Raw genomic sequence first — 15026 nt, 5'->3', positions numbered from 1 at the left:
CCGTCTGGTGATCGGCCCCGCGTCGTCGCACCCTGGAGGGGAGGAGGCGACTGACATGACACGTCCGGTCGGTATTGACCTCGGCACCACCAATTCGGTGGTCTGCGCGCTGGAGGGCGGTGAGCCCACCGTCATCACCAACACCGAGGGAGCGCGGACCACGCCTTCCGTGGTGGCCTTCGGCAAGGGCGGCGAGGTCCTCGTCGGCGAGATCGCCAAGCGCCAGGCCGTGACCAATGTGGAGCGCACGGCGCGCTCGGCCAAGCGGCACATGGGTGACCCCGACTGGCGGTTCCCGGACTCCGGCGAGATCGACGGCAAGCGCTTCACCGCCCAGGAGATCTCGGCGCGGGTGCTGCAGAAGCTGAAGCGGGACGCGGAGTCGTACCTCGGCGAGGACGTGACGGACGCGGTGATCACCGTCCCGGCGTACTTCGACGACGTGCAGCGCACCGCGACCAAGGAGGCCGGCGAGATCGCCGGGCTCAAGGTCCTGCGCATCATCAACGAGCCCACCGCCGCGGCGCTGGCCTACGGCCTGGACAAGGAGAACGACCAGACGATCCTCGTCTTCGACCTGGGCGGCGGCACCTTCGACGTGTCCCTGCTCGACATCGGCGAGGGCGTGGTGGAGGTCAAGGCCACCAACGGCGACACACAGCTGGGCGGCGACGACTGGGACCAGCGCATCGTGGACCATCTCGTCGAGCGCTTCAAGAGCGGCTACGGGCTGGACCTGTCCCAGGACAAAATGGCGTTGCAGCGCCTGCGCGAGGCCGCAGAGCGAGCGAAGATCGAGCTGTCGTCGTCGACCGAGACGACCGTCAACCTGCCCTACATCACGGCGTCCGCCGAGGGTCCGCTGCACCTGGACGAGAAGCTGACCCGCGCCCAGTTCCAGCAGCTGACCGCGGATCTGCTGGAGCGCTGCAAGTCGCCCTTCCACCAGGCGGTGCAGGACGCCCGGATCGACGTCTCCGACGTGGACCACGTGATCCTCGTCGGCGGTTCCACCCGGATGCCGGCGGTGACGGACCTGGTCAAGTCGCTGACGGGCAAGGACCCGCACAAGGGCGTGAACCCGGACGAGGTCGTGGCCATCGGCGCGAGTCTCCAGGCCGGTGTCCTCAAGGGCGAGGTCAAGGACGTGCTGCTGCTCGACGTCACCCCGCTGTCCCTGGGCATCGAGACCAAGGGCGGCATTATGACCAAGCTGATCGAGCGCAACACGACCATCCCGACCAAGCGCTCGGAGATCTTCACCACGGCCGAGGACAACCAGCCGTCGGTGCAGATCCAGGTGTTCCAGGGCGAGCGCGAGATCGCGGCGTACAACAAGAAGCTGGGCGTGTTCGAGCTGACCGGGCTGCCCCCCGCGCCGCGCGGGGTGCCGCAGGTCGAGGTCTCCTTCGACATCGACGCGAACGGCATCATGCACGTGGCGGCGAAGGACCTGGGGACCGGCACCACGCAGAAGATGACGGTCACGGGCGGCTCCGGGCTGCCGAAGACCGACATCGACCGCATGATGCGCGAGGCCGAGCAGTACGCCGAGGAGGACCACAGGCGCCGCGAGGCCGCCGAGACCCGCAACACCGCGGAGGGCCTGGTCTACTCGACCGAGAAGCTGCTGCGCGACAACCCCGACAAGGTCCCGGCCGATCTGCGGTCCGAGACGGAGGCGGCGGTCGCGGACCTGAAGGAGAAGCTCGCGGCCGAGGGCGACGACACGGCGGCCATCCGCACCTCGACCGAGCGGCTGAGCGCGACGGCGCAGAAGATCGGCACGGCGATGTACGCCCGGGCCCAGGCCGAGTCCGCGGGCGCCGGCCAGGGGGCCGAACCCCCGCCGTCCGCCGCGGGCGACGACGGCGACGGCGACGTGGTGGACGCCGAGATCGTCGACGACGACAAGCGGGAGGGGGGCACGGGATGAACGGCGCCGCCCCGCCGGAGGGGACGGGTGAGCTGCGTGCGCGCCTGGCCGAGCGCACGGCGGACCTCAAGCGGCTGAAGGCGGAGTACGACAACTACCGCAAGCGCGTGCACCGGGACCGCCTGGCGGTGCGCGAGATCGCCGTCGCCAATGTGCTGCGCGGCCTGCTGCCGGTCCTGGACGCGGTGGACCGGGCCAGGGAGCTGGGCGAGGTGACGCAGGGGTTCGGTGCGGTCGTGGAGGTGCTGGAGACCCGGCTCGGCGAGCTGGGCCTGCGGTCCTTCGGCACGCCGGGCGACCCCTTCGACCCGGTGCGGCACGAGGCGGTGGGCACCGCGGGCGGGGCGGAGGGGGAGGGCCCGGTGTGCGCGGAGGTCGTGCGCCCGGGTTACCGGGTCGGCGGGCATCTGCTGCGCCCGGCCGAGGTGGTGGTGGCCAGACCTGCGGCCCGGCGCGCTCAGGTGCACCCTGGAGGCATGGAGACAACCCACAAGGTGGACGTCGCCCCGCTCGCGGAGGACCACCGCTACCGGCGGGTGCACCTCCGCGGCCGTGGCTGGCAGCAGCTGGAGCGCGAGGAGTTCGAGCTGCGGGTGCGCGACGCGTTCCCGGACATCGATGTGTCCGATCCCCAGCAGGTGCACTGGGCCGACCACCCGGGCGAGTGGCCGGACTGGCGGCCGGGCGAGGCCTGACCGCCGGGGGCTCAGGCCGCCGCGAGCAGCGACACCACGCGTTCCACGGCGAAGGCGTAGCCCTGGATGCCGCAGCCGACGATGACACCGTCGGCGCGCTGCGAGAGGTAGCTGTGGTGCCGGAAGGACTCGCGCCGGTGGATGTTGGAGATGTGCACCTCCACCACCGGCAGTCCTTCGCAGACGTTCAGCGCGTCGAGCAGCGCGATCGAGGTGTGCGTATAGGCGGCCCCGTTGATGACGATCCCGCAGTGCCCTTCGCGCGCCTCGTGGATCCAGTCCACGAGCTGCCCCTCGTGGTTGCTCTGGCGGCAGTCGACGGAGCCGCCGTGGCGCGCGGCCGTCGTCGCGCAGAGGGCCTCGACGTCGGCGAGCGTCTCGGGGCCGTAGATCTCCGGCTGCCGTTGCCCGAGCAGGTTGAGGTTGGGACCGTTGAGGACCATGATCGGCGCGTGGGCGAGAGTGCGGGTCATGGCCCTCAGGTCTACCACGTCGTCACCCGAAGGTGACGGCGGCGTCCATTTCCCACACCAGGACTTCCGCGCCCTCGGCGCCGGCGGTCAGCCGCTGGCCCTCGGACCCGGTGACGCGTACGGCGTCGCCCTTCGACAGCAGGCCGGCGCCTTCCAGCGCGACCTCGCCCTTGGCGACGTACACGTGGACGAAGGGCGCGGTCGGCAGCGCGAGGCTCTGGTCCGCGGTCATGCGGGAGGCCCGCAGGGCGGCGTGCTTCTGCGCGATGGAGATGGCGCGCTGGTCGCGGTCGCGGTCCATGCCGGAGGCGACGGTGACCCAGCCGCCGCGGGCGAGTTCGTCGTTGATGTCCAGCTGCTCGTAGCCGGGCTTGATGCCCTGTTCGTCGGGGAAGACCCACATCTGCACGAAGTGGACGGGGTCCTTGTGCTCGGCGCCGCCGGTGATCTTCCAGGAGTCGTTCTTCTCGCTGTGCAGGATGCCGGTGCCGGCGCTCATGCGCTGGGCGAGGCCCGGGTAGATCACGCCGTTGTGGCCCTCGGAGTCCTGGTGGACGAGGCCGCCGTCGAGCACCCAGGTGACGATCTCCATGTCGCGGTGCGGGTGGGTGTCGAAGCCGGTGCCGGGCGCGACGACGTCGTCGTTGGAGACCAGCAGCAGGCCGAAGTGGGTGTTCTTCGGGTCGTAGTGGTGGCTGAAGGAGAAGCAGTGGTGCGAGTCGAGCCAGCCCGCACGGGTGTGGAACCGCTGTCCTGCGCGGCGGACATCCAGCTGGGTGGTCATGGGGGTCTCCTCCTGCGGGGGGCGTGCGTACAGCCGGGCTAACATGTTGAATTCTAAACTATATTCCCTGGATGCCGTAGCTCCGCAGTTTGCGGTAGACCGTCGCACGGGCGATACCGAGCGCCTGCGCGGCGCGCGCCTTGTTGCCGCCGTGGGTGCGCAGCGCGTCCAGGATCGCGTCGCGCTCGGCCCGCTCCAGACTGCCCAGCCGGCGCCCGCCGGCCGCGCCGCGCACGGCGTCCGGCAGTTCGTCGGGGCGGACCGGCGCCGTCAGCCGGCGCCGGTCGGCCAGCTCGCGCACGACCAGCCGCAGCTCCGCCACGTTCCCCGGCCAGCTGTGCCGCTCCAGGACCCGCCTGGCCTCCACCGTCCAGGTCAGCGGCGGATAACCGGGCGCGGGGCGCGGGCTCAGCGCGGCCAGCAGGCCCGGCAGGTCCTCGGGGCGCTCACGCAGCGGCGGCAGTGTCACGGAGCGGGCCGCCAGCCGTCCCAGGAGCCGGTCCACGCACGCGCCGCCCACCGGGTCCCCCGGCGTGGAGGTGGCGGTCAGCGGCATCCGGGGGAAGCGGTCCAGCAGTGCCACCAGCAGTGCGGCGGCGCCCGCGTCCAGCGCCTCCAGGTGCCGGACGAGCACCGGCACCGGGGCGTCCATGGCGGCCAGCCGCTCCACCCACTCGTGCGCGGCCCCCGCGGTGGCCTGGGCCGCGTCGAGCTCGACGGCGTCCGGGCGCACGGCGCGGGCCACGCCGGTCTTGCCGGTGCCGGGCTCACCCGCGATCAGCAGCGTGCCGGGTGAGTGCCCGAGCTGCACGGCACGGGCCGCCGCGGAGCGCCAGGACCCCGAGGCGCCGACGAGCCCCGGCAGCCGCGGGTCCGGCACGACGGGCGGCGGGGTGCCCGCGTCGCCGGTGGGCGTGAGGACCGCCACGGCGCCGATGACCTCGCCGGCGTCCTGCACGGCGCGCAGCCGGGCGGACCAGCCGCCGCCCGGCAGAGGCAGCTCGCAGCCCTCCGCGCGGCCGTCCCTCACCATGCCCCCGGCCCGCCGTTCCAGCAGGTCCAGGGCTTCTTCGGAGAGCCTTCTGGCGGCCTCGGCACTCACGAGCCGCGACCTGCCGTCGGCGGCGACGACCGCACGCGCCTCCGGCCGCTCGCGCAGGTAGGCACCGAGCAGCAGTGCCTCGTGCGGTGTATCGGATTGAGACACGCCGAAAACCTCCCGCGGGATCACCATTCGTTTCGTTGCCATTTCAATTATCCGTCAGGGAGCCGCTTTGATGGAGAGCATCGAAACCGATGTGCTGATCGTGGGGAGCGGGCCCGCCGGGGCGACCGCCGCGCTCGCCCTCAGCACGTACGGAGTCCCCAACGTCGTCGTGACCCGGTACGACCGCCTGTCGGCGACCCCCCGGGCGCACATCACCAATCAGCGCACCATGGAGGTCCTGCGCGACCTGGGCGTCGAGCAGGAGGTGATCGCCAAGGCGACACCCCAGCCGCTGATGGACAACACGGTCTTCTGCACCAGCATCGCGGGCGAGGAGCTGGGCCGCCTGCGCTCCTGGGGCAACGACCCGCTGGTCCAGGCCGCGCACGAACTCGCCAGCCCGACCCGCATGTGCGACATGCCGCAGCATCTCATGGAGCCGGTGCTCGTCGACGCCGCCGTCGCCCGCGGGACCAAGCTGCGCTACGGCACCGTCTACAAGTCCTTCGTGCAGGACGCGGACGGCGTGACCGTGACCGTGCAGGACACCCTGCGCGGCGACGAGTACACCATCCGCGCCAAGTACCTCATCGGCGCCGACGGCGGCCGCAGCCAGGTCGCCGAGGACGCGGGCCTGCCGATGGACGGCAGGATGGGGGTGGCGGGGAGCATCAACATCCTCTTCGACGCCGACCTGTCCCGCTGGACCGCCCACCGGCCGGGCACCCTCTACTGGGTCCTGACCCCCGGGGCGACGGTCGGCGGCATCGGCGCGGGCCTGGTGCGCAACGTCAAGCCGTGGAACGAGTGGCTGATCGTGTGGGGCTACGACGTCGAGGCCGCCCCGCCGGACCTCACCGAGGAGTACGCCCTGTCGGTGGTCCGCCGGCTGATCGGCGACGACGACCTGCCGGTGACGATCCGCTCCAGCTCGTCCTGGACGGTCAACGAGATGTACGCCACGACGTACTCCAGCGGCCGGGTCTTCTGCGCGGGCGACGCCACTCACCGGCACCCGCCGTCCAACGGACTGGGATCCAACACCTCCGTCCAGGACTCCTACAACCTGGCGTGGAAGCTGAAGCTGGTGCTCGACGGCACCGCGGCGCCGTCGCTGCTCGACAGCTACACCGCCGAACGCGCCCCGGTCGGCAAGCAGATCGTCACCCGCGCCAACAAGTCCATCGGCGAGACCGCCCCGGTCTTCGAGGCGCTGGACCTGCTCGCCCCGCAGAGCCCGGAGCAGCTCGTCGCCAACATGGAGGCGCGCAAGGAGGCCTCGCCCGCCGGCGAGAAGCGCCGGCAGCGGCTGCGCGAGGCGATCGACTTCAAGCGCTACGAGTTCAACGCCCACGGCGTCGAGCTCAACCAGCGCTACTCCTCGGCGGCGGTCGTCCCCGACGGCACCGCGGACCCCGGTTTCGACCGGGACCCCGAACTCCACCACCAGCCCAGCAGCCGCCCCGGCGCCAAGCTGCCGCACGCCTGGCTGACCGCGGGCACCCGCGCCCTGTCCACCCTGGACCTGGGCGGCCGCGGACGCTTCACGCTGCTCACGGGCATCGGCGGCGAAACCTGGGTGGCGGCCGCCCGCGCCGTCGGCGCCGAGCTGGGGCTGGACATCGGAACCGCCGTGATCGGCCCCGGGCAGGACTACGAGGACCCCTACGGCGACTGGGCGCGGCTGCGCGAGACCGGCGACACCGGCGTGCTGCTGGTCCGCCCGGACCTGTACGTCGCCTTCCGGCAGACGGGCGGGGCGGGCGACGAGGCCGAGGCACGGTCCGTGCTCGGCGGGGCGCTGCGGCGCATCCTGGGACGGGACTGACAAGGAGCCACGATGGACTTCACCGAAGAGAGCGCGACCCCGGCGGTCGTGGAGAGCTTCGCCGGCACGCCCGATCCGCGGCTGCGCGAGATCCTGGGCAGCCTGACACGCCATCTGCACGACTTCATCCGCGAGGTCGAGCCCACGATGGAGGAGTGGGAGTGGGGAGTCGACTTCCTGACCCGCACCGGGCAGAAGTGCGACGACACACGGCAGGAGTTCATCCTGCTCTCCGACGTCCTCGGCGTGTCGATGCTGGTCGAGACGATCAACCAGCGCAAGGCCGCGGGCACGGCCGGTGAGCCGGTCACCGACTCCACCGTGCTCGGCCCGTTCCACATGGTCGACTCGCCCGAGCGCGGCTTCGGCGACTCGATCGACATGATGGGCACCGGGCAGCCGTGCGTGGTGACCGGGCGGGTGCTGTCGGTGGACGGCACCCCGCTGGCGGGCGCGATGGTGGACGTGTGGCAGGCCGACGGCAACGGCTTCTACGACGTGCAGCAGCCGGGGGCGCAGCCGCAAGGCAACGGGCGCGGGCTGTTCACCACCGACGAGGAGGGGCGCTTCCGCTTCAGCACGGTCGTCCCGGCGCACTACCCGATCCCGACGGACGGCCCGGTCGGCGAACTGCTCGGCGCCACCGAGCGCCATCCGTACCGGCCGGCGCACATCCACTTCATCGCGGCGCACACCGGCTTCCAGCCGGTGACCACGCACATCTTCGTCGAGGACAGCGCGTACCTGGACTCGGACGCGGTGTTCGCGGTGAAGAAGAGCCTGGTGCAGACGTTCACCGAGGTCGACGACGCCGCGCTCGCGGCGGAGTACGGGGTGAAGGCCCCGTTCCGGCTGGCCGGCTTCGACATCGTGCTGCGGCCGTCATGAGCGCCGACGGCCTGGACTTCGTCCACGAGTCCCTGCCGATGCGGGTCGTCTTCCGCGCCGGGTCCGCCACCACCGCCGTCGCCGGCGAGGCGGACCGGCTCGGGCTGACCCGTGTGCTGGTGGTGTCCGGGCGGCACGGCCTGGACACCGCGCGGGCCGTCGCCGACTCGCTCGGCGCGGCCTGCGCGGGTGTCCACCCGGGCGCGGTGATGCACGTCCCGGTGAAGGCGGCCGACGAGGCCGTCGAGGCCGCCCGGGACGTGGACGCGGACGGCCTGGTCGCGGTCGGCGGCGGCTCGGCGGTCGGCCTCGGCAAGGCGGTCGCGCTGCGTACGGGACTGCCGCTGATCGCCGTGCCGACGACGTACTCCGGCTCGGAGATGACGTCGGTGTGGGGACTGACCGAGGACGCCGTCAAGCGCACCGGTCGCGACCCCCGCGTCCTGCCGCGCAGCGTCGTCTACGACCCGGAACTGACGGTGTCGATGCCGCCCGCGCTCTCCGTCACCAGCGGCGTCAACGCGATGGCCCACGCCGTCGAGGCACTGTACGCGCCCGATTCCACGCCCATCGTCTCGCTGATGGCCGAGGAGGGGGTGCGGGCCCTGGCCGGCGCGCTCCCCCGTGTCGTCGCCGACCCGGCCGGTCCCGGGGCCCGCGGCGACGCCCTGTACGGGGCGTGGCTGTGCGGCGCGTGCCTCGGCGCGACGACCATGGGCCTGCATCACAAGCTGGCCCACGTGCTCGGCGGCACCTTCGGCCTCCCGCACTCGGAGACCCACACCGTGCTGCTGCCGTACGTGCTGGCCTTCAACGCCCCCGCCGCGCCCGCGGCTTCGGCGGCGCTCGGTCGCGCCATGGCCACCGACGACCCGGCCGCCGCCCTGCACTCCCTCGGCGGCCGGCTCGGCGCCCCCCGCTCCCTGGCCGAACTCGGCCTCGGCCGGGCGGACATCAACCGCGCCGCGGAGATCGCCACCGCCGCTCCGTACGCCAACCCCCGCCCCGCCCTCGCGGACGACGTCCGCGCGGTCCTCACCGCCGCCTTCGAGGGAGCCCCGCCCGCCGCCCTCTGACCCCGGCCCCGGCGGCCCTCCGCGAATCCGGAAACAAAAGCCGCCGGGGCCTGTCGGGGCCATTCGGAATTGCTGGCGAGAAATCACCCTTGGGAAGGGCCGTCACTCCATGCGCCGCAGCTCACAGGGGCGTACGCGCATTCGGAAAACAAGTGTTTTCGACCCTCAAACGCCATGCCCCGCCACCCCTTCCGCCAGGTAGAAATATCTACCATGGTAAGGCCCATGAGGAATACGGCACCGAAGCAGGCAACGGAATGGCTGGCGGCCGCCGCGGCGGATCCGCGGGCGTGCAAACGCGAGTGGGAGCACGGGGAGAGCGGCACCGCACTGCTGCCCGCGGGACGGTTCTGGGACGTGCTGAGCGTCCCCGAGGATCTCGGACTGCTCGCCCTCGACGCCCTCTTGCGCATGCCGGGGGCGGAGCCGGGCCCGACGCTCGCGGACGCGGCGTCCCATCGGGTGGGCTTCTTCCTGCCCCCGGATCCGGTGAGCAGATGGGTGGGCTCGGGCATCCGGTACGCCGGCGCGGGCGCGTGGATCGCGGTCCCGCCGCCGTACCGGGCGGCGGGGGCGGGGGCGCTGCGGTGGCTCGTGCCACCGGACGGCAACGGGACGCTGCACACCCCTACCGTGGTGGAACTGGCTCTGTTCCAGGCCGCGGTCGCGGCCGACTGTCACCGCTGAGCGGGTCCGGCTCCGGCTCGTCCGCGCCCGTGCGGCGCGGGACCGTCCGCCCCGCGCCCCGCCAGTCGGCGACGAGTTCGGAGTAGATCGGCGGGTCCAGCCAGTACGCGCCGGTGAGTTCGGCGTAGGTGAGGTGATGGTCGGCGTGGCCGGCGATCAGGCACCCGCGGGCAGCGATGGATGTGCTCTCCATGTCCCCATGCAACGCAGCGCATACGCCGGTGGTACGTCCCAGCCCCGCCGCGCCACTGGATCGGGTGAGCACGCCCCCCTCGTTCGAGGGCGTGTCATTGTCGTTTCAGCGGCTGGTCGGATGATCGCCCTTCCGTCGCCTCCCCCGGCACCGCGCCACTCGCTGCGCCCCGTGGTGACCGGCGGGTAACATCGGCTCCGGACCACCGATTCGAGGGGAGCCGCTCGCGTGACGTGGATGCTGTACGGAGCCACCGGGTACACCGGACGCCTGATCGCGCGGGAAGCCGTGGCCCGGGGGGAACGCCCGGTGCTGGCCGGACGCAGCGCCACCGCGCTGGAGCCCCTGGCGTCGGAACTCGGGCTGCCGTACCGGGTGGTGGGCCTCGGTGACGCCGCCGGTCTCCGCGAGGCCCTGACCGGGATGGCATCGGTCGCACACTGCGCCGGCCCCTTCTCGGCGACGGCGCTGCCGATGGTGGAGGCGTGCCTGGTCACCGGGACGCACTATCTCGACATCACCGGCGAGATCGACGTGCTGGAGCGGCTGCACGCGCTCGGCGACCGCGCCCGCGCGGCCGGGGTGACGCTGCTGCCCGGCGCGGGCTTCGACGTCGTGCCGACCGACTGCCTGGCGGCGACCGTGGCGGCCGCGCTGCCCGGTGCGACCCACCTGGACCTGGCGTTCCTCGCCGGGGGTGGGGCCAGTCCCGGCACCGCCCGCTCCGCACTGGAGGCGCTGGACAACGGGGCGGGCGGCCGGGCCAGGATCGACGGCGTGATCCGCGACGTACCGCTGGGCCGGCACCGCGTCACGGCCTCCTTCCGCACCGGCGACCGTCCGGTGGCGAGTGTCGCGTGGGGCGATGTGAGCACGGCGTACCACTCGACGGGCATCCCGAACATCTCGACCTACACGTGGCTGCCGGCCGCTCCGCTGGTGGACCGGCTGCTGGCGGTCGGGCCGGTGCGGCGTGCTGCCCGCGCCGGGATCGACCGCTTCGTGCGCGGCCCGGGCGAACGGGCGCTGGCCCGTACCCGCTCTCAGGTGTGGGCGCGCGCCCGCGATCCGCGCGGCGGCGAGGCCCAGGCGGCGCTGTCCACGCCCAACGGTTATGCCCTGACGGTGGATTCGGTGCTGCGGATCGTGCCGCGGCTGCCGGATCTGCCGCGCGGCACGCACACCCCCTCCTCCGCCCTGGGCGCCGATTTCGTCCTGGAACTGGACGGTGTGCGGCGCAACGGGCCGCACATCGGTTGAACGACAGCCGGTTCCGCCGCCGGGCGAACGTCCTGCCGTCCGCCACCCCGGCGGCGAACTTGCCATGTACCGTTCAATAGTTCGTCATGTGCGACGCACGTCCCCCCTTGATCTACGCGCGCAGAATCAGTCCGCACCGCCTCTCTGAACACCCCCACACAGGAGGTTCTGCAGGATGCCCCGATCTGCCCCCACCCGCCGGCTCACCGCGTCCGCCGCGGTCCTCGGCGCGCTGCTCACGGCCACCGCCCTGCAGGCGGCCGCCCCCACCGCCGTCCACGCGGCCACCCCGCACCGCGTCCTGTTCGACAACGCCCACGCCGAGACGGCCGGCAACGCCGACTGGGTCATCAGCACCAGCCAGCCCGACCCGCTCGGCCAGGACGCCACCCCCTCGGCGGAAACCGACTGGACCGGCGCCCTGTCCTCCTGGGGCGTGGCCCTGCAGCGGACCGGCGCCTACTCCCTGAAGACCCTGCCGTCGGGCGGCACCATCACCTACGGCACGTCCAGCGCCACGGACCTGAAGAACTTCGACACCTTCGTGCTGCCCGAGCCGAACGTGCTGCTCACCGCCGCCGAGAAGACCGCCGTGATGAAGTTCGTGCAGGCCGGCGGCGGGCTCTTCCTCATCTCCGACCACACCGGCGCCGACCGCAACAACGACGGCGAGGACGCGGTCGAGGTCATCAACGACCTGATGGGCAACAACTCCGTCGACAGCACCGACCCGTTCGGCTTCTCCGTCGACACGCTCAGCATCGGCTCGGACTACCCGAAGGCCGTCAGCGACAGCACCAACGCCGTGCTGCACGGTTCCTTCGGCACCGTCACCAAGAGCCTGATCGCCAGCGGCACCACCGCCACCCTGAAGCCCGCCGACAACTCCTCCGTCAAGGGCCTGCTCTACCGCACCGGCTACTCCGGCAACACCGGCGCCTTCTTCGCCACCAGCACCTTCGGCAGCGGCCGGGTCGCCTTCTGGGGCGACAGCTCGCCCATCGACGACGGCACCGGCGCCTCCGGAAACACCCTCTACGACGGCTGGAACGACTCCGGCGCCACCAACGCCGCGCTCGCCCTGAACGCCACCGAGTGGCTCTCGGGCGCGACCGGCAGCGGGGGCGGGGGCGGCGGCACCTGCACCGCCGCCCAACTGCTCGGCAACCCGGGCTTCGAGTCGGGCAGCACCGCCTGGACGGCCTCCAGCGGTGTCATCACCAACTCGGCGGACCAGGCGGCCCGCACCGGCTCCTACAAGGCGTGGCTCGACGGCTACGGTTCCGCGCACACCGACACCCTCGCCCAGACGGTGACGATCCCCGCGGCCTGCACCTCGGCCACGTTCAGCTTCTACCTGCACGTGGACACCGACGAGACCACCACGACCACGGCCTACGACAAGCTGACCGCGGCCGCCGGCTCCACCACCCTGGGCACCTGGTCCAACCTGGACGCCGGCTCCGGCTGGGCGCTCAAGAGCTTCAGCCTCGCCGGCTTCGCGGGCCAGACGGTGACGCTCAGGTTCACCGGCACCGAGGGCTCGCAGATCCCGACGTCCTTCGTCATCGACGACACCGCGCTCACCGTGAGGTGATCGCCGCGGCACCCGGCTGGGCGGCGGCGGCAGCGGCCGCTGCCGCCCAGTCCTCCAGACCTGCGACGAACTCCCCAGCCCGGTCGGGCCAGTTGAGAACCGACAGCGCCGCCGCGTGCCCCCGCGCGCCCATCAGGCCGCGCAGCTCCGCGTCGGTGCGCAGCCGCCGCACGGCCTCCGCCGCCGCGGCGGGGTCCTCGTAGGGCACGAGGATCCCGCAGTCGTGCTCCTTGACCAGATCGGCAGCGAGCGGGTTGGGGGTGCTGACGACGGGGATGCCGTACGCCATGTACTCCACGACCTTGGTCGGCCGGGAATGGCGGTAATTGGCCTCGTCACGCAGCAGGGACATCCCGGCGAGCGCTCCGCGCAGCCGGCCGAGCGCCTCGTCGTTGGGCAGGAAACCGTGCCAGCGCAGCACGCCGTCGCGGTCGGCGGCGGACAGTAAAGCCCGAACGTCGCCGTCGGCGGCGCCGATCACCTCGACCTTGACCTCAGGGGCCAGCAGCCGTGCCATGGCGATGAGTTCCTCGGTGCCCCGGGCACGGGACAGCTGCCCGAGGTAGACCACCCGGTCGTCGCCCGGGGGCACCGGGTTGCCCGGCGGCACCGTCACCAGGTTGGGCACGACGGGGTGGATGCGCCGGAACCTCTCCTGGTAGGCGTCCTCGGCGAGCAGCAGGTGCAGATGCCGTTCGGCGATCCGCTCCGCGGCGCGCACCGCGAGCCGCACCGGCGGGCGCAGCAGCTTCGGCACCCAGCCCTTCATCGCGATCGCCGCCGCCGTGTCCTCGTGCACGTCCCAGACCACGGCGGGCCGCCGGGCGCCGATGCGCCGCCAGTGCCGCAGCGCACCGGGCAGGGCGAGCAGCAGCTCCGGGTCGTGCAGCAGGACGACGTCCGCCGCGGGTCCGCGCGCGTCGAGCATCCGGCGCGCGGCCCGCACCGCGGCGCGCCGGTCGCGCCCCATGGCGCGCGGCAGATCGACCGCTTCCACGTCGGGCCGTGGCGTCACGCCCCGCGCGCTGAAGGGCGCGGCGTACGTGACGGTGTGCCCGCGGTCGAGGAGCGCCGCGATCTGCCTGTGCATTATCCGGGCGTCCTCGGGGTGGTGCACGATGGTCACCACAAGAACGTGCATCACAGCACCTCGACGTCGGGCCGGTTCACGCGTCCGCGCGTGTCGAACAGCAGGCGCGCCCGATCGGCGATGTCCTGCAGGTCGTACGCGCTGTGGTCCTGGAGAAGGATGGTCAGGTCGTGCTCAGCCAGGGCGGAGGGCAGGTCCCCGGCCGGTGCCACCGGCTTGCCGTCGACGGTCCAGCTGTCCACGTACGGGTCGTCATAGCTCACATGGGCGCCGAGCTTGCGCAGCAGCCGGGCGATGGGGATCGCCGGGGTCTCCCGCTGGTCGGCGATGTCGGGCTTGTAGGTGACGCCGAGCAGCAGCACCCGTGAGCCGTTCACGGGCTTGCCCGCCTCGTTGAGAAGGTCCTGCGAACGGCGCACCACGTACTCGGGCATGCGGTGGTTGATCTCCCTGGCGAGCTCGACGAAGCGGAACTCGTAGCCGAGGGTGCGGACCTTGTAGGAAAGGTAGTTCGGGTCGATGGGGATGCAGTGGCCGCCGACGCCGGCGCCGGGCCGGAAGGCCTGGAAGCCGAACGGCTTGGTCGCCGCGCAGTCGATGGCGTTCCAGATGTCGACGTCGAGTTCGCGGCAGAGCACCGCCAGCTCGTTGACCAGCGCGATGTTGACGTGCCGGTAGGTGTTCTCCAGCAGCTTGGCCATCTCGGCCTCGCGGGTGCCCTTGGCCTGGACGACGGTGTCGACCAGCTTGCTGTAGAAGGCGACGGCGCGCTCCGCGCACTCCGGGGTGTGCCCGCCCACGATCTTGGGGGTCTCGCGCAGGCCGTACTTCTTGTTGCCCGGGTCGATGCGCTCGGGTGAGAAGGCGAGCGCGAAGTCCACTCCCGCGCGAAGTCCCGAGCGTTCCAGGATGGGCCGCAGGACCTCGTCCGTGGTGCCCGGGTAGGTCGTCGACTCCAGGACGACCAGCATCCCGGGCCGCAGGCGGGCCGCGATGGCCTCACCGGCGCCGGTGACGGCGGTGAGGTCGGGCCCGCCGTCGGCGGACAGCGGGGTCGGGACGCAGATGATGACCGTCTGGGCCTCCGAGAGGCTGTCCGGCGCGGTGCTGGCGGTGAAACCCGCCGCCAGCATCCGCTCCAGATCGAGGTCGGAGACATCGTCCACGTGGGAACGGCCGGCGTTGAGCCCGTCCACCACTCTGGCGTCGAGGTCGTGCCCCACCACACTGAGTCCCACTGCCGTGGCTTCGCGGGCGAGAGGAAGTCCCACGTATCCGAGGCCTACAACTGCGAGGTCCACCGTCATTTGCC

13 protein-coding genes are annotated in these 15026 nt (G+C 72.3%); 8 read left to right on the top strand and 5 right to left on the bottom strand.

The window, feature by feature from the left end; all coding sequences use genetic code 11:
* The first annotated feature begins 55 nt into the window (after window positions 1–55).
* A complete protein-coding gene (gene dnaK, locus ACIP64_RS14220) occupies window positions 56–1936 on the top strand; it encodes a molecular chaperone DnaK (protein WP_401585494.1) in 1881 nt (626 codons plus the stop codon).
* A complete protein-coding gene (gene grpE, locus ACIP64_RS14215) occupies window positions 1933–2631 on the top strand; it encodes a nucleotide exchange factor GrpE (RefSeq protein ID WP_401585492.1) in 699 nt (232 codons plus the stop codon). Before dnaK ends, grpE begins: the two co-directional genes overlap by 4 nt.
* Before the next feature lie 11 nt (window positions 2632–2642).
* On the opposite strand, the gene aroQ is transcribed toward grpE, so the two are convergent.
* From aroQ to ACIP64_RS14200, 3 genes are read right to left on the bottom strand one after another with little or no spacing between them, the layout of a single operon-like run.
* Window positions 2643–3104 (bottom strand): type II 3-dehydroquinate dehydratase, encoded by a 462-nt coding sequence (aroQ, locus tag ACIP64_RS14210; protein WP_401585489.1) that lies wholly within the window; start codon window positions 3102–3104, stop codon window positions 2643–2645.
* Between the two features lie 22 nt (window positions 3105–3126).
* Window positions 3127–3888, bottom strand: coding sequence for a pirin family protein (locus tag ACIP64_RS14205; protein WP_401585487.1), 762 nt, complete (start codon window positions 3886–3888; stop codon window positions 3127–3129).
* A 58-nt stretch (window positions 3889–3946) separates the two neighbouring features.
* Window positions 3947–5095, bottom strand: coding sequence for a helix-turn-helix domain-containing protein (locus ACIP64_RS14200; protein WP_401585485.1), 1149 nt, complete (start codon window positions 5093–5095; stop codon window positions 3947–3949).
* 70 nt (window positions 5096–5165) lie between these two features.
* Between ACIP64_RS14200 and ACIP64_RS14195 the strand changes: the two genes are divergently transcribed.
* From ACIP64_RS14195 to ACIP64_RS14170, 6 genes are all read left to right on the top strand, one after another.
* On the top strand, window positions 5166–6923 hold the full coding sequence (locus ACIP64_RS14195) for an FAD-dependent oxidoreductase (protein ID WP_401585482.1): 1758 nt from the start codon (window positions 5166–5168) through the stop codon (window positions 6921–6923).
* Between the two features lie 12 nt (window positions 6924–6935).
* Window positions 6936–7811 carry an intradiol ring-cleavage dioxygenase gene (locus ACIP64_RS14190; protein ID WP_401585479.1) on the top strand — a complete coding sequence of 292 codons (876 nt, stop codon included), beginning with the start codon at window positions 6936–6938 and terminating at the stop codon, window positions 7809–7811.
* Entirely contained in the window at window positions 7808–8887 is a 1080-nt protein-coding gene (locus ACIP64_RS14185; protein ID WP_401585477.1) for a maleylacetate reductase, read from the top strand. Before ACIP64_RS14190 ends, ACIP64_RS14185 begins: the two co-directional genes overlap by 4 nt.
* Before the next feature lie 225 nt (window positions 8888–9112).
* Complete coding sequence (locus tag ACIP64_RS14180) at window positions 9113–9574, top strand: hypothetical protein (RefSeq protein WP_360899476.1); 462 nt, start codon at window positions 9113–9115, stop codon at window positions 9572–9574.
* 430 nt (window positions 9575–10004) lie between these two features.
* On the top strand, window positions 10005–11027 hold the full coding sequence (locus tag ACIP64_RS14175) for a saccharopine dehydrogenase family protein (protein WP_401585646.1): 1023 nt from the start codon (window positions 10005–10007) through the stop codon (window positions 11025–11027).
* 175 nt (window positions 11028–11202) lie between these two features.
* Window positions 11203–12624, top strand: coding sequence for a hydrolase (locus tag ACIP64_RS14170; protein WP_401585474.1), 1422 nt, complete (start codon window positions 11203–11205; stop codon window positions 12622–12624).
* On the opposite strand, the gene ACIP64_RS14165 is transcribed toward ACIP64_RS14170, so the two are convergent.
* Together ACIP64_RS14165 and ACIP64_RS14160 are read right to left on the bottom strand one after the other, a co-directional pair.
* Window positions 12611–13765: a glycosyltransferase gene (locus ACIP64_RS14165; protein ID WP_401585471.1), complete on the bottom strand. Its 1155-nt coding sequence runs from the start codon at window positions 13763–13765 to the stop codon at window positions 12611–12613. The two genes, ACIP64_RS14170 and ACIP64_RS14165, sit on opposite strands and share 14 nt — an antisense overlap.
* A complete protein-coding gene (locus tag ACIP64_RS14160; RefSeq protein WP_401585468.1) occupies window positions 13765–15021 on the bottom strand; it encodes a nucleotide sugar dehydrogenase in 1257 nt (418 codons plus the stop codon). Before ACIP64_RS14160 ends, ACIP64_RS14165 begins: the two co-directional genes overlap by 1 nt.
* Between the last annotated feature and the right edge of the window lie 5 nt (window positions 15022–15026).

This window comes from Streptomyces sp. NPDC088733 (genome assembly GCF_044751185.1).
In the GTDB taxonomy this organism is placed as follows: domain Bacteria; phylum Actinomycetota; class Actinomycetes; order Streptomycetales; family Streptomycetaceae; genus Actinacidiphila.
Note: the sequence above shows the minus strand (reverse complement) of the source record. Positions and strands in the feature narration are given on the sequence as shown.